This window comes from Fontivita pretiosa (genome assembly GCF_050410795.1).
Taxonomy (GTDB): domain Bacteria; phylum Planctomycetota; class Phycisphaerae; order Tepidisphaerales; family Tepidisphaeraceae; genus Fontivita; species Fontivita pretiosa.
Genome location: NZ_CP191258.1, coordinates 2,908,821 through 2,925,338 on the forward strand (window position 1 = coordinate 2,908,821; position 16,518 = coordinate 2,925,338).

General features: G+C 64.8%; 14 protein-coding genes. 10 read left to right on the plus strand and 4 right to left on the minus strand.

What is annotated here, in order from left to right:
- Positions 1-8 precede the first annotated feature (8 nt).
- Positions 9-974, plus strand: a complete 966-nt coding sequence (locus ACQS5P_RS11725) for a hypothetical protein (protein WP_428936807.1) — start codon at positions 9-11, stop codon at positions 972-974.
- On the opposite strand, the gene ACQS5P_RS11730 is transcribed toward ACQS5P_RS11725, so the two are convergent.
- Complete coding sequence (locus ACQS5P_RS11730; RefSeq protein WP_428936808.1) at positions 964-3,822, minus strand: family 10 glycosylhydrolase; 2,859 nt, start codon at positions 3,820-3,822, stop codon at positions 964-966. The two genes, ACQS5P_RS11725 and ACQS5P_RS11730, sit on opposite strands and share 11 nt — an antisense overlap.
- 75 nt (positions 3,823-3,897) lie before the next feature.
- Between ACQS5P_RS11730 and ACQS5P_RS11735 the strand changes: the two genes are divergently transcribed.
- Positions 3,898-4,806, plus strand: a complete 909-nt coding sequence (locus tag ACQS5P_RS11735) for an RluA family pseudouridine synthase (RefSeq protein WP_428936809.1) — start codon at positions 3,898-3,900, stop codon at positions 4,804-4,806.
- A 65-nt stretch (positions 4,807-4,871) separates the two neighbouring features.
- Positions 4,872-5,768 (plus strand): hypothetical protein, encoded by an 897-nt coding sequence (locus ACQS5P_RS11740; RefSeq protein ID WP_428936810.1) that lies wholly within the window; start codon positions 4,872-4,874, stop codon positions 5,766-5,768.
- A 39-nt stretch (positions 5,769-5,807) separates the two neighbouring features.
- On the opposite strand, the gene frr is transcribed toward ACQS5P_RS11740, so the two are convergent.
- The gene (frr, locus tag ACQS5P_RS11745; protein ID WP_428936811.1) at positions 5,808-6,368 is read right to left on the minus strand and encodes a ribosome recycling factor; all 561 of its coding nucleotides are present in this window, start codon (positions 6,366-6,368) and stop codon (positions 5,808-5,810) included.
- A 204-nt stretch (positions 6,369-6,572) separates the two neighbouring features.
- Positions 6,573-7,298: a UMP kinase gene (gene pyrH, locus ACQS5P_RS11750; RefSeq protein ID WP_428936812.1), complete on the minus strand. Its 726-nt coding sequence runs from the start codon at positions 7,296-7,298 to the stop codon at positions 6,573-6,575.
- A 77-nt stretch (positions 7,299-7,375) separates the two neighbouring features.
- Here pyrH and ACQS5P_RS11755 point away from each other — a divergent pair, with 77 nt between their 5' ends.
- The 7 genes from ACQS5P_RS11755 to ACQS5P_RS11785 all read left to right on the plus strand — a co-directional run bounded on the left by ACQS5P_RS11755 (position 7,376) and on the right by ACQS5P_RS11785 (position 16,181).
- On the plus strand, positions 7,376-10,072 hold the full coding sequence (locus ACQS5P_RS11755; protein ID WP_428936813.1) for a hypothetical protein: 2,697 nt from the start codon (positions 7,376-7,378) through the stop codon (positions 10,070-10,072).
- Between the two features lie 62 nt (positions 10,073-10,134).
- On the plus strand, positions 10,135-10,650 hold the full coding sequence (locus ACQS5P_RS11760) for a shikimate kinase (RefSeq protein ID WP_428936814.1): 516 nt from the start codon (positions 10,135-10,137) through the stop codon (positions 10,648-10,650).
- Between the two features lie 55 nt (positions 10,651-10,705).
- Positions 10,706-11,953, plus strand: a complete 1,248-nt coding sequence (locus ACQS5P_RS11765) for a prepilin peptidase (protein WP_428936815.1) — start codon at positions 10,706-10,708, stop codon at positions 11,951-11,953.
- Positions 11,954-11,974: 21 nt separating this feature from the next.
- Positions 11,975-12,370 carry a hypothetical protein gene (locus ACQS5P_RS11770; protein ID WP_428936816.1) on the plus strand — a complete coding sequence of 132 codons (396 nt, stop codon included), beginning with the start codon at positions 11,975-11,977 and terminating at the stop codon, positions 12,368-12,370.
- A 386-nt stretch (positions 12,371-12,756) separates the two neighbouring features.
- Entirely contained in the window at positions 12,757-13,428 is a 672-nt protein-coding gene (locus ACQS5P_RS11775) for an OmpA family protein (protein ID WP_428936817.1), read from the plus strand.
- A gap of 89 nt (positions 13,429-13,517) precedes the next feature.
- Positions 13,518-14,129, plus strand: a complete 612-nt coding sequence (gene hisH / locus ACQS5P_RS11780) for an imidazole glycerol phosphate synthase subunit HisH (protein ID WP_428936818.1) — start codon at positions 13,518-13,520, stop codon at positions 14,127-14,129.
- A 156-nt stretch (positions 14,130-14,285) separates the two neighbouring features.
- Positions 14,286-16,181 carry a hypothetical protein gene (locus ACQS5P_RS11785; RefSeq protein ID WP_428936819.1) on the plus strand — a complete coding sequence of 632 codons (1,896 nt, stop codon included), beginning with the start codon at positions 14,286-14,288 and terminating at the stop codon, positions 16,179-16,181.
- 23 nt (positions 16,182-16,204) lie between these two features.
- Here ACQS5P_RS11785 and ACQS5P_RS11790 read toward each other — a convergent pair whose 3' ends face one another.
- Positions 16,205-16,483: a hypothetical protein gene (locus tag ACQS5P_RS11790; protein ID WP_428936820.1), complete on the minus strand. Its 279-nt coding sequence runs from the start codon at positions 16,481-16,483 to the stop codon at positions 16,205-16,207.
- Positions 16,484-16,518: the final 35 nt, after the last annotated feature.

Sequence of the window (16,518 nt, forward strand, 5' to 3'; positions counted from 1 at the left end):
GAGCCTGCATGAGCGAGCGCGGCGCAAGACCGAAGACAAAGCTGGGACGAATGCTGTTGGGCGGCGTGGTGGGCGTGTCACTGGCGGCATGTCCGGCGGGTGCACAGACAGCCGGGCGAGTGGTCCGGCCGGTGAACCTCTCACTCCAGCCGGCGGCGCCGGAGTCGATCTACGAGCCGCCCTCGCCGCCACGCGGTGATGAGGGCGTCAACGAGGGCGCGGTGCACTTCGATCTGTCCGTGGGATATTTCACCGATTACGTCTTCCGTGGCATCGAGCTGTCGGAGCTGCCCAGCTTCAATCCCTCCAGCCAGACCGACGCCGAGGACTTTGCCAATCTCCAGGTCGCCTCGCAGTTGTCGTGGGACCTGGGGAAGCTGCCGCATCCGTTCATCGGCGTGTTCGTCAACTTCGCGGAATCGGATCCGGTCTCCAGCTTTCAGGAGATTCGTCCCTACTTCGGGGCCGAGTGGACGGTCCGCCCGGTGAAGCTCACCGCCGGGCACAACACCTACCTGTATCCTGACCGCGACGAGTTCGAGACGTCGGAAGTCTTCGCGCGAATCCAGCTCGACGACTCGTACTTTCTCAGCAGCGAAAAGCCACTTCTCTCGCCGTACATCTACGGCGCGTACGACTACGACCGTTACAACGGCTGGTACCTGGAGGCGGGCGTGACGCATGACTTCCCGATCGAGGAGACCGGGCTGACGCTCACCGCCGAAGCGCACGTCGCCTACGTGCGCGGGATCGACCTGTTTGACGCCACCGCCGGCGCCAAGGAAACGACCGGGTTTCAGCACTACCAGATCGGGCTGCTGGCCAACTATTCGCTGAACCACCTGCTGAATGTTTCCAGCCGTTATGGGGAGTGGAGCTTGCAGGGGTTTTTGTACTACACGGACGGGATCGACAACGACCTGCGTGCCAACACGCAGCTTTGGGGCGGGGCGGGAATCATGTTCAGGTATTGAGCCGCGCCCGGCGGGAGCGTCCCGGCCGCACTCGACGCATCGCAACGGATCCGAGCATGACCCAGCCGACGCCCGTCGGCTCGGGCAGGTTCGTCGGCAGGCCGCGCGCCGCGATCTGTTCCAGTGCCCCCGCCAGACCGCCCGCCTGCCAGTTCAGCGCCAGCAGATACAGGTCGCGGATATTGACCACGCCGTCGTAGCTGAAGTCGCCGCCGGTCCACAGCGCGTCGGCCTGCTGCCACGACGCGGTCAACACGTCCAAATCCAGCGCGTTGACGACGCCGTCGAGGTTCGCATCGCCGCCCAGCGCGTATTGAATCAACACCTCCCCGCTCCCGACCGAATCACTGTACCCCAGCCGCCAGTTGGCATCCGCCCACGAGCTGAACAGCGCGCCGCTGAGAAGCATGTTGCGCACGTCGCGGATCGGGCTGCCCCCGTCGTAGTCGATTCGCAGGCTGTTGTTGGTCAGATCGAGCCTGCCGGAATCCAGAATCGAGAGGCTGCTGATCGTGCTGATGTCAGTTGCGCCGCTGCCCTGTGACTGTGGCGGGAGCTTGAGCAGTCCCTGCTCGATCACCAGGCTTGAGAGACGGAAGTTGCTCACCAGCAGCGTCCCCTGGCCGTTTTTGCTGAGGGTGGCGGAGCCGGAGGCGTTCAGCGGGCCGGTGATCGCGAGGGTGGCGCCGACATCGATCGCAAAGCGGGTCGGGTCGTTGAGCCGTATCGGCGCGGCGATGGTGTGGCTGCCGCGGTTGATCACGTTCACCGCCGCCGCCCCGGAGGCAACATCCATGGTGATGGTTGCGGATCCGGTGATGAGGTAGCTGTTGCGGTTGTCGATGTTGAGCGTCCCAAGGGTGATCGGGGCGTTGACGGTGACGGTCTGGGACGCGCCGCTGGGGCGGCGCAGCAGGTTCGCCGTCGCGCCCGGGCCGTTTGGCACGCCGCCGGTCCAGTTCGCCGCGTTGGTCCAGTTGGTATCTGGCGCCTGGGTGTAGATCGCCGAATCCAGCGTCCACTGGTTGGGCGCCCGCGCCGCCGCGTCGTAGCTCACATCGTCCAGCCAGATCGTGTTGGTCTGCGCCGTGCCGCGGAACTGGATCGAGTCCAGCGTGAACAGGTTGTCGATGCGTCCGTCGCTGAGTGTGCCGGCCCAGGCGTCCCAGTGTGCCGGGTCGTTCAGGAACCACTGGTAGTAGTGCCACTGCCCGTCGGCGATCACGTTCTGAAAGTAGCCGCGCTCGGTGGAGGTGTTGGCGGGATTGTCGTCCACGGCGACGGCCACTTCCAGGTCCGGCGTGGTGGTCTTCAGCCAGAAACCGATCGACCCGATCGAGCTGAAGGTGAGGTTGGAATCGGGGCTGGCGGCGTTGGTGGTGCCGGAGACGTGCCGGGCCAGGAAGCTGCTGGCGCCGGGCGTGGTGTTGATGATGATGCGCTGCGATCCGCCGCCCGGCGAGCCCCGCGACTCGTCGCTGACGCGGTCGGCCGAGCCGGAGGCGACATTCAGGTTGCTGCCCGAAAACGTGATGTTGCGGATGAAGTATCCCTCGTCGCTGTCGAAGTTGCTGATGGCAACCGGCGCCGCAGCGGCGGAGTGGGCGGCGAAAAAGTCGCTGATCGCCTGTCTGGCCGCCGTCTGCGCCGCCGAACCGTTGTACAGCGAACCGTAGTCGAAGAGCTGGATGCCGTTGGCGCCCTGCTGTTTGGCGTAGACGAGCTGGTTCCACACGTTGTTGTAGGCGGTGGTCGGATCATCCTGCATGTACGAGCCGATGCCCGGCATGATCCCGGCTGTTCCCGCTCGCCACAGCGCCTCGGACACGTTGCTGCGATACAGATCGCCGCTGTCGGGGTCCATGTCCGTGCCGCCGTCGCCGAAGCCCTTGCGGTAGATCATCGGCATCGCCGCATCCAGCAGTCCCTGGTCGATCCACGTCGCCCAGTCCTGCTGATAGCTGTCCAGCCCGATGTCCGCGTCGCGCCACACTGCCGCGGTAAGCTGTGCCCCCGGCCGCTGCTGCTTGAGCGTCTGGCGAACCGATCGCACCAGATCCGAAATCTCCTTCGCGAGCCAGGTTTTGTAGTTGGCGCGGTGGCTTGTGGGAGTCTGCCCGGGATACTCCAGTTGGAATCGCGCCACGGTTTGCGGGTCCGAGGGAAAGTTGATCGCCGTGCTGCTGCCGCCGTGGTTTTCGTACAGCCGGATGTAGTCCAGATGAATGCCATCGACGTTGTAGTTTTTCGCAATCGTTTTGACGACGTTGTTCAGATGCGCCTGCACGTCGTCGCGTGTCGGATTGACGATGACGTATCCGCTGTTCAGCGGCTGCTTGTTGTTGGATGAGTCGCGAATCCAGAACTCGTCATGCTGATACAGCAGGTGGTTGGGGTTGGTTGGCAGGCTGGTGCCGTTCCACAGCGGGGCCATGTTCAGCCAGGCGTGAACCCGGATTCCGCGGGCGTGGCCTTCATTGAGCGCGATGGCCAGCGGATCGAAGCTGGCGGAGATGTTGCGTCCCTGGGCATAGACTTCGACGTTGTCGTTGAGGTAGTAGTAGGCGTCGGCCTGCCCGCGGACCTGGAACATCACGTCGGTGATGCCCAGTTGCTGGGCGCGGTTGAACATGGTGACGATGCTGGCGGCATTGGAGTAATCGAAGCGATCGACCCACCAGCCGCGATAGCTGTGGAAGGGGGTTTGGTCGGCGACCAGGTCCGCGTGTGCCAGTGGCGTGGGGGCGAGGGTTGCCAGCGATGCCGCCGCCAGAAGACCGCGCAGCTTTTGCGCTGCGGAGTGAGCGGAGAGCGCGCGAGGGGTTGTCAGGATGACCGATCCGGCCATGAGGCGTCTCCCTTGGTCTTGCGCCCACGTCGCTTTGCCGCGGGGTGGCCTATATTATATAAGACTTTCGCCGCAATGCACGACAAATCCGTCACCCGCATGCCCTCGACCCTGCTCGATCGCCTGCTCAAGCTTTACCCCAACGCCAAGCGCACGACGCTGCGGCGGATGATTTCCAGCGGGCGAGTGCGGATCAACGGCCAGCGGGCACGATCCCTCAACCAGCCTGTGGAAGATCACGACCTCGTGCAGGTGGTCGAACAGCCGCGGCAGCCATCAAGAGCAGGCAGGCGATCAGCCGCGGCCAACCCCAGCTTGCCCTTTCCTATTGTCTACGAGGATCAGCACCTGATCGTGATCGACAAGCCGGCCGGGCTGTTGACCTGCGCCACCCCCGGCGACAAACGCGCCAACGCTCTGGCGATGGTTCGTCGCCATGTCGCCGCCAGCGATCCCAAAGCACGCGTCGGGTTGATCCATCGCCTGGACCGCGACGCTTCGGGACTGCTGGTCTTCTCGAAGAATCATCAGGCGTACGTGTCGCTGAAGCGGCAATTCTTCCAGCACAGCGTCGAGCGGATCTACCTGGCGCTGGTCGATCGGATCCCCACGCCACGCAGCGGCACGATCGACACGCGTCTGGTCGAACGCGCTGACGGAACGGTTCACTCCACGACCCGACCGGGCAAAGGCCAGCGCGCCATCACGCACTACGAAACGATTCACGCCACACGCGGCGGACCGGCGCTGCTTCGCATCAGGCTGGAAACAGGACGCAAACATCAGATCCGCGCGCACCTGGCCGAGCGCGGAGTGCCGATCGTCAACGATCCGCTGTACCGTGATGCCGCAGAGAAGCCGCAGGGGCGACTGATGCTTGCCGCCGTCGAGCTTTCGCTTACCCACCCACACACCGGGCGGCGCATGACCTTCCGCATCGATCCACCCCCGCAGTTGCGCCCGCCGGTTACAAACAAGCCGTGACTCTGTACAAGCCGGGCGGGCGAAGTTCGCGTATATACAGTGACGACGCTGGAAGGGGCCCGGCCATGGTGATGATGGCGCCGGACGAGCCGCGATTCGTGTGCCAAGCCTGCGGGCGGTGGTATCGGTGGCAGCCTGCTCTGGCGGGACGGCTGGCCCGCTGCCGCTGCGGGCGGGAGATTCGCGTGCCGCACTCGCCGCCGCCAGCGGGGCAGGAGAATCTGATTCCCCTGGCCGAGCCTTCGCAGACTCAGCCGCGGACCACGGCGCAGCAGCCTCGGCACGCTGCTGCGCTGCCGGGGGCGAGCCATCCTGAGATGTATGACCAATCGACGCCTGTGATGGCCCCCGGGTCGCCGGCGCCTGCCCAGGCGGGGGAGGGTGCCGGCGACCGGTCCGCGGGCGTCGCCCCGACCGCCGCGCCGCACCGCGCCGTGCCGCTGGAGTATCGCCGCCCGGGCGCCGCGGCTCCTGAACCGCTCGCCGTGGACAGGCTGTTTCCCGACCGCGTCAAGGACCTGTACCTGCCGGCGACGCTGATCGGTCTGGGCGTGGTGGTCAGGCTTGCCTATTACCTGCTGTGGCTCGGTGGCACCACACGCGGCGCCACATCCGTGCTGAGCGACATCGCGCTGGAAATGGTGCTCGGCTCGGCCGTACTGCTGGTGACGATCCTGATCGCCGGCAAGCTGCGGCAGATCGACTTCGGTCCGCTGCCGGTTGCGGTCTTCAAGCTGTTCGCGATCGTGCTCGGCCCGACGGGAGTGGCGCTGCTGGCGGCGCCGCTGTTCATCTGGATCCCCCTCGCAGGCGGGCTGATCTACTGGATCGTCGAGTTCTGCCTCTATTTCGCCTTCCTCGGCGCCCTGTTCGACCTGGATCAGAGCGACACGTGGTATTGCGTGATGGTCGCGTTCCTGGTCCGAATCGCGATCTATTTCGGCCTGTTGGTGCTCAGGTAAGCGGGCACCAACCGCGGAAGCCTCTGGCCCTGGGCCGGCTCACACGGTCATCACTTCCTGGCGTTTGTGCTCGACGAGCTGATCGACCTTGGCCTCGTAGGTCTTGGTCAGCTCCTGCACCTGTTCCTTGGCGGCGTTCAGCTCGTCCTCGGTGATGATCCCCGCCTTCTGCTCGGTCTCCAGGACCTTGTTGGCCTCGCGGCGGTGGCTGCGGATCTGAATCTTGGCTTCCTCGGCGAAGCGCTTGCACTGGGCGACGAGCTGAAGCCGCCGCTCCTGCGACAGTGGGGGCAGGTTCATGCGAAGCTGTCGGCCGTCGCTGTGCGGCGTCAGGCCCAGATTCGCGTCTCCGATGGCCTTCTCGATCACCTTCAGGTCCTGAGGATTGAACGGCTTGACCAGGATCTGCGTGGCCTCGGGCACGGAGATGGCGGCGATGGATCGCAGTTCCGTGGGCGTGCCGTAGTAATCGACTTTGACGTGTTCGACCAGCGCCGGGGTGGCGCGGCCGGTGCGGATGCCGCGCAATTCCATCTGGAGATGCTCGATGGTCTTCTCCATGTGCATCTCGGTGTCAAGCAATACATCATCGACAGGCATGGCCAGATCCTTTCCGCAGGCGCAAGCAGGCGCGCATGCAGTTTCAGCGTGATTATCGTAAGCGGCGGACGGGCGTGCATCAACGAGCGCAGACGCCCCCGGCCGCAGAAGCATGCCAGTCTGTGTCACGGGCGTCTCGCCCGTGCGGGCGATCTGCCCACGGTCACGGTGTGTGGCTGTTGCGGCGTGCAAAGCCCGGAGCGATCAGGGTTGGATCTTCGTCCCCACCCGCTCGCCACGTATGACCCGCGCGATGTTGCCGGGGACTTTCATGTTGAACACGACCAGAGGCAGCTTGCGTTCCATCGCCAGCGTGATCGCCGTCAGATCCATGACCCGAAGCTGGTCGCGATGCACCTGTTCGTAGGAGATCTCATGATACAAGGTGGCGGATCGATCAGTTTTGGGGTCGGCCGAGTAGATGCCGTCCACTTTGGTGGCCTTCAGCAGCACATCGGCCTTGATCTCCGCGGCGCGCAGTGCCGCGCAGGTATCGGTGGTGAAGTAGGGATTTCCGGTTCCGGCGGCGAGGATGATGGCGCGGCCTTTTTCCAGGTGCCGCACGGCGCGTCGGCGGATGAACGGCTCGCAGACGCTGTAGACACTGATGGCGGACATGACGCGCGTGGGCTGGCCCATTGCCTCCATCGTTTCCTGTAGCGCCAGGGCGTTAAGGACGGTGGCGAGCATGCCCATGTAATCGGCGGTGACGCGGGGGATGTGTCCCTTTTCGCTGAAGGTGGCGCCGCGAATGAAGTTGCCCCCGCCCACCACCACCGCAAGCTGCACGCCCATGCGGCAGACCTCCACGCACTGCTGGGCGATGTTGTCCAGTTCGGTGGCGTCGATTCCGAACCCGCCTTCCCCACCGAAGCCCTCGCCGCTGATCTTCAGCAGCACCCGCTGGTAGATCGGATTGCTCTGAGGCATGATGGGGGATTATACAGATGCTCGGGGGGCTTCCCACCGGGAGAAATCAGATGAACACGTCGGCGTGCAATCGGATCATGAGGCAAGTGTTGGGCGGAGCGATGCTCGCAGGCGCGCTGTTGTGCCGCGCAGGCGGCTTGCGTGCCGCCGAGCCGGCGTCGCCGCGGCCCCGACCTGCCGACACCTTCGCGTTTGTCATCCCCTTCGACGATACGCTTGCGGGCGTGGCCAATGACGTGTCGTTTCTCAACGACAAACCTGCCGGCGCCAATGGCTACATTCTCGCCCGCGACGGGCATTTCCACGAGCAGAAGACCGGGCGGCGAATCCGCTTCTTCGGCACGAACATGGCGGCCGGCGAGGCGTTTCCCGACCACGCCGACGCCGAAGTGTTCGCCAGGCGCCTGGCCAAGGCGGGGATCAATGTCGTGCGGCTTCACCATCTGGACAACGGCTGGGCGGTGGATTCCGGCGGCAGCATCTGGACACCGCGAAGCTCCGATCGCCGCAACCTCGATCCCGGGCAGCTTGACAAGCTCGACTACCTGATCGCGCAGCTTCGCCAGCAGGGCATCTACATCAACCTCAACCTGAAGGTCAGCCGCGAGCTGACCCCGGCCGACGGATTGCCCGAATCGATCCGGCAGATTCCCTTTCCGCTTCAAAAGCGCGTGGATTACTTTTATCCGCAACTGATCGAGCTTCAGAAGGACTACGCGCGGCGACTGCTGGGACACGTCAACCCCTACACGGGACTGAGCTACGCTGAAGATCCCGCCATCGCCTTCGTCGAGATCAACAACGAGAACTCTCTGGTGGGGATGTGGAGCAGGCCCCTGGGTCGGGAACTGGACACGCTGCCCGAGCCGTTCAAGGGGGAGCTGGCCGCGCTGTGGAACGCGTGGTTGAAGCGGAAATATCCGTCCGACGAGGCGTTGCGAGAGGCGTGGAATCGCGGGCTGACCCCGCCGGGGCCGACCATCGTCACGCCCCACACGCCCTGGACGCCCGAGCAGCACGGCCCGGCGGAGATTCGGTTCCAGGCTTTCCAGCCACCCACGGGCGGCGATGCCGGCGCGGCCGAAGCGGGCGCTACCGACGCGATGCTTGAAGTGCTGCGCGCTGGCGAGGCGGACTGGCACGCGATGGCGACGCTGCGCGGGCTGGACCTGCTCGAGGGAGGCAACTACACCGTCTCTTTCCGGCTGCGCGGCGAACCGGGACCTCACCGCGTTCGCGTCGGCGTGTCGCTGGATCAGGCAGATTGGCGCAGCGTCGGGCTGGATCGGGTGGTTGTGGCCAGCCCACAGTGGCAGCAGCACACGTTCAGCTTCACCGCGACGGGAACCGTGCCGCGTCACGTCCGGCTGCTGTTTGCGATGGGCACATCGGTTGGCAAGGTCTGGCTGTCGGACGTGCGGCTTCGCCCCGGCGCTGAAGGCGCGGGGCTGGCGCCGGATCAGTCACCGGCCGCGGGCAATGTTCCGATTCCGCAGGCCGGCACCCCGCAGCAGCACGCCGACTGGATCAGCTTCCTGAGCGACCTGGAGCGCAGCTATGCGGATCAGATGCGGGCGGTGCTGAAGGATGAACTGAAGGTTCGCGCCAACGTCGTGGTGACACAGATCGATTACGGGGGAACGACCGGCATGCACCGCGAGGTGGCGATGGAGTTCGCCGACGCCCATGCTTACTGGCAGCATCCGCGATTTGGCTTGCGGGACTGGGATCCGGTGGATTGGACGATCGAGAACTCGCCGCAGTTGGCGGTGCTGACGCAGCCGGGCTTCGGCGCGCTGGGGGCATTGGCGCGCGTGCGCGTGGCGGGAAAGCCGTTTACCGTCTCGGAATACGATCACTCGGCGCCGTCCGACTACGTCTGTGAGATGCTGCCCACCTATGCGACCTTCGCCTGCATTCAGGACTGGGATGCGATCTACACATTTGCGGTCGGACCGTATGCCGCGCGGCAGCGGCCGGATCACTTCGAGGGCTTTTTCGATCAGAACAATCACCCGGGCAAGTGGGGCTTCTATCCGACAGCGGCGCTGATTTTCCGTCGCGGTCTGGTGGAGCCGGCGTCGCGGAGCCTGACGCTGGAATTGCCCGAGCCGATGCACGTGGCGGCGGAGTTTGTCGATGATGCGTGGAAGTCGGCGACGGGCGACGAGACGATCGATTATCTGTCGCAGCGACTGGCGGTGAGTGATCGTCCGGCGCCGCCCGGGTCGCCGCTGCGGGTGACGCGCGGAGGCCAAGGATCGTCGCCGCAGGCGCGGGTAGAGGCCGATGCACCGGGCGGCAAGGGGCGCAGGTACATTGTGGCGGCGCCCGCGGCGGCGGCGATCGTGGGATACATCGGCGGGCGAACGATCCAGGCCGGGCCGCTCGCCGTTGAGGTCGAGCCGTTCCAAATGGCCGGCGGCGACGAGGGCTTCGCTGCAATCACCGCCGTCGCCACCGACAACCAGCCCATCGAGCGTTCGTCGCGCGTGCTGGTGACCGTCTGCGGGCAGGTGCAGAACACGGACATGCGCTTCAACGCCACGCGGACGAGCGTCGGCCGAGACTGGGGTCGCGGGCCGACCCTGCTTCAGAGAATCCCCGCGACGATCAGCCTGAAATCGGCCACGGCCCGCGCGGTCTGGGCGCTGGACGGCTGCGGGCGGCGCGTCGCCAGGGTTGCGATGCAACGCGACGCAGACGTGATTCGCTTCGGTCTTGCCTCAGCCGAACCATCGCTGTGGTACGAGCTCAGCTCAAGTGTCGATTGATTTATGGGCCGAATCTGCCCGATAAGACAATCACACGAGACGCGGATACGTATAAAACGGCTATGAGCGCGATCCTCCTTGGTTATCGGGGCTGCGGCAAGACCACCATCGGCCGGAAACTGGCCGACCGCATGTGGGCCAGGTTTATCGACACCGACGAAATGGTGGTGCGGTCGGCGGGAAAGAGCATCCGGGAGATTTTTCAGCAGCACGGGGAGCCGTATTTCCGTGAGCTTGAAACGCAGGCGATCCGCGAGGCGTTGAAGCTGGCGGATCACATCATCGCCCTGGGCGGCGGAGCCGTGCTCAGCGAGCAGAACCGCCTGATGCTCAAACAGTCCGGGCTGAAGCGCATCTATCTCCGCTGCGAGCCGCAGGTGCTGCTTGAGCGCATCCGCTCGGACCCTCAGACCGCGGCGAATCGCCCGAACCTGACGGGACTGGGCGGCGGCATCGAGGAGATCCAGACGCTGCTGGCGCAACGCGAGCCGCTGTACCGGGAGGTGGCCACGGCTGAGCTGGACGTGACCAACCTGTCCGTCGAAGACGCCGTGGTGTACATCACCCGGTTGATCTGACGTGCCGTGACACGGGCCGGCGCGCCCGTGCGGGGAACGCAATGCGCGGGCGAGCATGCCCGTGACACGATTGAGTCATCTTCCGTTCATCCTCTTCGTCCTGGCGCTGGGAGCGTGCGTGGGCAGCTTCCTGAACGTGGTGGTCTGGCGGCTGCCGCGCGGGCAGTCGATCGTTTCCCCGCCGTCGCATTGTCCCGCGTGCGGCACAAGGCTGGCCTGGCGAGACAACATCCCGATTGTCGGCTGGATCATCCTGCGCGGACGATGCCGCTACTGTGCCGGGCCGATTTCGCCGCGGTATCCGATCGTCGAGGCCATCACCGCGTTGCTGTTCGTCGTGTACTACGTGGCGATGTTCGTCTACCAGGAAGGGCCCTGTCCGATCCTGCGGCCCCTGCACATCGCATCGGACTGGCCGATGTACGGGCTGTACATGACGCTGCTGGCGGCGCTGCTGGCGTGCAGCCTGATTGATGCAGAGCTGTTCATCATTCCGATCGAGATTCCGTGGCTGGTGGGGGGCGTGGCGATGCTGGTGCACGCGCTGGTGGATTCGCCGACGACGCCCGGGGCGTTGCTGGCATCGGCGCCGGTGGGGGCGATGTCGGCCGGGTGCGGGCTGGGGCTGGTCCTGAGCATCGTGCTGCTTCGTCGCGGGATCCTGGAGCAGAGCTTTGCCGAGGGTGCGCCGCTGCTGGAAATCGAGAAAGAGCGCATCCAGCAGCAGGCCCGCAACCAGGCGGCGACACCCGCGTCGCAGCCGGATGCCGATGTGCCGATGATGGACTTCACCCCGGCGCAGATTCGCCGGGAGATGCGCAAGGAGATGCTGTTTCTGATTCCGCCGCTGCTGCTGGGCGGCGTGTGCCTGCTGCTGTGGTGGAAGCTGCCGCCGGTGACGCGGGTCTGGAACGGGCTGATGGGTTATCACTGGCTGAGCGGTCTGCTCGGCTCGCTGTGGGGCGGGCTTGTCGGAGCATTCGCGATCTGGCTGACGCGCATCCTGGGATCATTTGTCTTCGGCCGTGAGGCGATGGGGATGGGCGATGTGCACCTGATGTTCGGAATCGGAGCGGTGATCGGCGCGTTCGGATCGGTCATCGTCTACTTCCTGGCGCCGTTCTTCGGGCTGCTGTTTGCGCTGCACAAGCTGTTTTTCCGCAAGGGGCGTGAACTACCCTACGGGCCGTTCCTCAGTATGGCCAGCGCCGTCGTGATGTTATTCTACTGTCGGATATACACGTACCTTCACCCGCAGTTCAGCGAGCTGGCGATGCTGCTGCGGGCGCGGTGGGGGATCTGATCGGAAAGGGCGCGCTGGTCCATGGGAAACCTCTGGCTCAAGATCAAGATCTGGACGAAAAGTCTGGTCTTCGGCGCGATCGTGCTCTACGGCCTGCTGTTCGTGCTGAACAACAGCGGACAGTCGGTGAAGATCTGGTACTGGTTTTTCAAGCCGGAGTACGAGACCTCGATGCTGGTGCTGATGCTGGTGACGCTGCTGATCGGCATCGTGGCCACGCTGCTGGTTCGAACGACGCTGACGACCGTGAAGCAGATTCGCGACCTGCGGCAGCGCAGCCGCATCGAACGGCTCGAGCGCGAGCAGGCGGCCATCCGCGCCAAGGCGGCGATGCTTCAGCGCGCCACGTCCGTGCCGCCGGCCCGCAATGAACCGCCATCCGGCCCGGGCGAGCAGCCCACGACCAACGCCCAGTGATCCAGTTCGCTTCAGCGGCTGGGGCTATTGATTCGGCAAGGCGCCATCCGAATCTTGTGGCACGGGCGGGACGCCCGTGACACGCTTGCGCCAACGGTGGCATGGCCGTCCCGGCCATGCAGGGTGCGCTCGAATTCGATAGTCCGACATCCCGGTTGTTCATCACGTCATGCCGCTGGGCACGGGCCCGACGCCTGTCCGCTCTGCTGCCTCAAAAACGAGGGCATCCCGAAATGTGTATAAACGTCAGGCGTCTTCGCCCGCGAAACACGCTGGCGTCTTCGGTAATTCATCGCCGCTGCTCTTGACGTGGCCCGCCGCTTTCTTAGCATTTTTCTTCGGTTTTTGGGGTTCGGGCACAGTCCGTGGATGAAAGGAGTCTTGCCATGCATCGATCATGGAGGATCAGTTGGGTGCTCTTGCTGTTGGGGATCGGCTCTGTCGGCTGCCAGAACAAGCTTCACGACGAAAACAGGGCGCTGTGGCAGCAGAACCGCGAGCTTCAGGCGGAGAAGAACCGCCTGGAGGCCGAGCTTGCCAGCCGACCGGATCCTTCGCAGCTCAGCACCATGCAGCAGGAGATCGCGGCTCGCGACGCCAAAATCGCCGAGCTTCAGGCGCAGCTTCAGCAGCCAGCGCCGGGGCAGTCCGCGGCCGACGACAACGGCCTGAAGGGCATCGAGGTCACGCGCGACGACCGCGCCGGAACCGTTACCGTCAACCTCCCCGGCGACGTGTTGTTCGACTCGGGCAAGGCCGACCTGAAGCCCTCGGCCAGGGCGACGCTGGACAAGGTCATCGCCGCCATCAAAAAGGATTATCCCGGCAAGAAAGTGCTGGTGGACGGCTATACCGACACCGACCCGATCAACAAGACCCGCGACAAGTGGGAAGACAATCTTGACTTGTCGGCGGCGCGGGCGCGGACCGTGGCCAAATACCTCGTCGAGCACGGGCTGGAAAGCCGCCACGTCGGCACCCGCGCTTTTGGCGATACCCGCCCGCGAGCCTCCAAGGCCGCCAGCAGACGCGTCGAAATCGTCGTCTCCGCCAGGTAGTCGCCACTGATCAGTGGCCAGTGGTCGGTGAATCGGCTAATGTCGATGGTCTGCTGTCACTGAGCACTGGCAGCCGACCACTGGCCACTATGATCAGCATTATCGACTACGGCATGGCGAATCTGCGCTCGGTCCAGAAGGGATTCCAGAGCGTAGGTGTGCCCGCCGAGATCATCTCTACCCCCGAGCAGGTTCGCCGCGCCGAGCGGATTGTGCTTCCGGGCGTCGGGGCATTCAAGGACGCGATCCACACGCTTCGCCAGCGCCATCTGGTCGAGCCTGTCGTCGAGCACATCGCCGCGGGCAAGCCATTTCTGGGCATCTGCCTCGGCCTTCAGTTGTTGTTCGACGTCAGTTACGAAGACGGCCAGCACCAGGGCCTGGGCGTGCTGCGCGGCAAGTGCGTGCGGTTCGATGTGGATCGGACCATGGGGCTGAAAGTCCCGCACATGGGGTGGAATCAGCTTCAGATCCAACGCCCCTCGCCATTGTTCAGAGATCTGCCGCCCGGATGCAGCGTCTACTTCGTCCACAGCTACCATGTCGTGCCTGAGGATCCGCAGGTCATCGCCAGCGTCACCGACTATGGCCGGCCGTTTGTTTCCAGCATCTGGCGGGATCATCTGCTCGCGACTCAGTTTCATCCGGAAAAGAGCCAGAAGATCGGGCTGAAGATTCTGGAGAACTTTGCGCGGATGTAACGCGCCACGGTCACACAAGGCGGCCGCGCCCCCGGAGTCGGCCGCCCGCCCACCGCGCGCAGCGGCGGATTTGGTTTCCCTTTTCGCATCAATCAGGTCACAATGGCACGCATCGGCGGGGGTTGCATCCTGCGATTTCGGAGGAGGAAACGACTGATGATTCGCACAATGTCCCGGCAACGCCGGTGGGTGCTGGCATGCCTGGGTTTGGGAGCTGTCGGACTGCTCGTACCCCAGACTTCGGCACAGTTGATCCAGCATTCCGAGAGCTTCAGCGCCGATCCAGGCTGGATCGGCGTGAACAACTTCACAGGACCCCAGAGCTTCGGATGGTCCAATACGGACAACACCGGCACGACGGTGAACCCGCCCGGCGGAATCGCCAGCGGTGCAGGGGAGATGGGCGGCAGCATCGCCCGCGATTCGGTACAGGCCTACTACGCCTTCAACACCGGCACGATCACCGCCAATGACGCGCTGGGCGCCACCGGCGTTTACCGTTTCGTCGGCGGCAGCGGGGGGATCAACTTCGGCTGGTTCCGCGCCGCCACCTCCACCGGCGATGGCGGCGATACCCGAAACTTCATCGGGTTCCTTCTGGACGACGGAGTCAACCTCTACGTCGCCACCTCCGACAACTTCAGCCGAAACCGCGACGACGCCCGCGCCGCAGTACCCACGCTCCAGGCCGGCGTCACCTATCCGTTCAGCATGACGTACGACCCCAACGGCAACGGCGGCAACGGCTCGTTCACCGTCGCGTTCGGATCCAACTCCTACACGCGGAACATGAGCCCCGGCGAAAAGGCCAACATGCTCAGCCTCGATCGCTTCGGGCTGTTCCCCGTTTCGGTGCCGGGCAGTACCGTCACCGCCTTCTTCGATGACCTGAGCTTCACCATCAACAGCGTCGTGCCCGGCGTCGTGTCCACCTGGAATGTGGATTCCAGCGGCGACTGGACCTCGGCCGCCAACTGGACCAACGGCGCGCCCAATGGCGTCGGCTACGAAGCCCAGTTCCTCGGGGCCATCACCAGCCCGCGCACCGTCGTCGCCGACGCCGCCATCAAGGTCGCCAAAATCACCTTCAATAACGCCAACCGCTACACCATCACTGGCGCCGGCTCGCTGACGCTGCAAACCAACACCGGCACCGCCGCCATCAGTGTCCTGGCCGGCTCGCACGACCTGGACATCCCGCTGACGTTCGCCAGCAACACGGATATCACCGTGGCCGGCGGGGCGACGCTCACGCTGGGCGATCCGACGACGATCGCCCCCGGCATCACGGTCAACAAGACCGGCGCGCTGCTCAACCCCAGCCTCCTGTCCCTCGGCAGCAACGCCAGGCTCGTGCTCAATTCCGGCCCGACGTTGCTGTTCCGCAACCCCGCGCTGGGCAGCGGCGCAAAGATCGACGCAAGAGCCAGCAGCATCGTCATCAACTCAGGCACGCTTTCGGGGATCACGTCTCAGATCAAAAGCGCCCTGGAGAACGGCGGCGCGTTCGACTGGCAAGGGCCGGGCATTGGCAGCAGCGAAGCCTTCTCCCGAAACACCACCGCCGGCAGCTTCCTCTACGCGCTGGGCGTGATCCTGAACGATTTGGCGCAGGTTGGCGGCTCCGGTCCGATCTACACGACCTTCGGCGGGCAAACAACCTTCGGCGGCGAAGTGCTGGTCAAGTTCACCTGGTTCGGCGACGCCGACCTCAGTGGCTCGATCGACGCCACCGACTACTCGCTGATCGACAACGGGTACGTCAATGGCCTGTCCGGCTGGATCAATGGCGACTTCGACTACAGCGGCGTGATCGACGCCACCGACTATGCCTTGATCGACAATGCGTATGTCAATCAGGCCGGTCCGCTGGCCGAGGCACTGATCGCCGAGCACACGCGCATGTTCGGCGGGGAGTACGCCGCGGCGCTGAACGCGATCCGCGCCGGGATGATCCCGGAACCGAATACCCTCGGGATCAGCAGCGCAATGCTTTTGGCCGCAGGCGGCAGCGCGCGGTGGCGGCGACGAAGCGGTAGAACGGGAAGCTGAACCCGCGGCCCTTCGGGTCGCCGCTAACTGGGGGGAAGCGAAGGGTCGCGCGGCTTCATCCGGGCGTTGGCGCTGCGCACCCCCCTGGTGATCACGCCGATCACCAGACCCGCGGTGGCGAACACGCCGATGAGCATGTAGTAGACCGATGCGTTGAACCCCCCGGGCAATCCGCCGGCCTGCTCGGCGTCGCTGTTAGGGATCGATTCCTTGCACATCGGGCAGGCCAGCGCCATCGCCGCCGGCACCAGCAGTGTCAGCGTGACGGTCAATGTCCAGGTCATCAGCGGGCGTCGGGGCATTGCGTGATTCCTCAAAGCGATCGACAACGGGCCAC

Bases quoted from the DNA above. Each gene is read 5' to 3' on its own strand.
- ACQS5P_RS11725 (WP_428936807.1), top strand. From the start codon at position 9: ATGAGCGAGCGCGGCGCAAGACCGAAGACAAAGCTGGGACGAATGCTG.
- ACQS5P_RS11730 (WP_428936808.1), bottom strand. From the start codon at position 3,822: ATGGCCGGATCGGTCATCCTGACAACCCCTCGCGCGCTCTCCGCTCAC.
- ACQS5P_RS11735 (WP_428936809.1), top strand. From the start codon at position 3,898: ATGCACGACAAATCCGTCACCCGCATGCCCTCGACCCTGCTCGATCGC.
- ACQS5P_RS11740 (WP_428936810.1), top strand. From the start codon at position 4,872: ATGGTGATGATGGCGCCGGACGAGCCGCGATTCGTGTGCCAAGCCTGC.
- frr (WP_428936811.1), bottom strand. From the start codon at position 6,368: ATGCCTGTCGATGATGTATTGCTTGACACCGAGATGCACATGGAGAAG.
- pyrH (WP_428936812.1), bottom strand. From the start codon at position 7,298: ATGCCTCAGAGCAATCCGATCTACCAGCGGGTGCTGCTGAAGATCAGC.
- ACQS5P_RS11755 (WP_428936813.1), top strand. From the start codon at position 7,376: ATGAGGCAAGTGTTGGGCGGAGCGATGCTCGCAGGCGCGCTGTTGTGC.
- ACQS5P_RS11760 (WP_428936814.1), top strand. From the start codon at position 10,135: ATGAGCGCGATCCTCCTTGGTTATCGGGGCTGCGGCAAGACCACCATC.
- ACQS5P_RS11765 (WP_428936815.1), top strand. From the start codon at position 10,706: ATGCCCGTGACACGATTGAGTCATCTTCCGTTCATCCTCTTCGTCCTG.
- ACQS5P_RS11770 (WP_428936816.1), top strand. From the start codon at position 11,975: ATGGGAAACCTCTGGCTCAAGATCAAGATCTGGACGAAAAGTCTGGTC.
- ACQS5P_RS11775 (WP_428936817.1), top strand. From the start codon at position 12,757: ATGCATCGATCATGGAGGATCAGTTGGGTGCTCTTGCTGTTGGGGATC.
- hisH (WP_428936818.1), top strand. From the start codon at position 13,518: ATGATCAGCATTATCGACTACGGCATGGCGAATCTGCGCTCGGTCCAG.
- ACQS5P_RS11785 (WP_428936819.1), top strand. From the start codon at position 14,286: ATGATTCGCACAATGTCCCGGCAACGCCGGTGGGTGCTGGCATGCCTG.
- ACQS5P_RS11790 (WP_428936820.1), bottom strand. From the start codon at position 16,483: ATGCCCCGACGCCCGCTGATGACCTGGACATTGACCGTCACGCTGACA.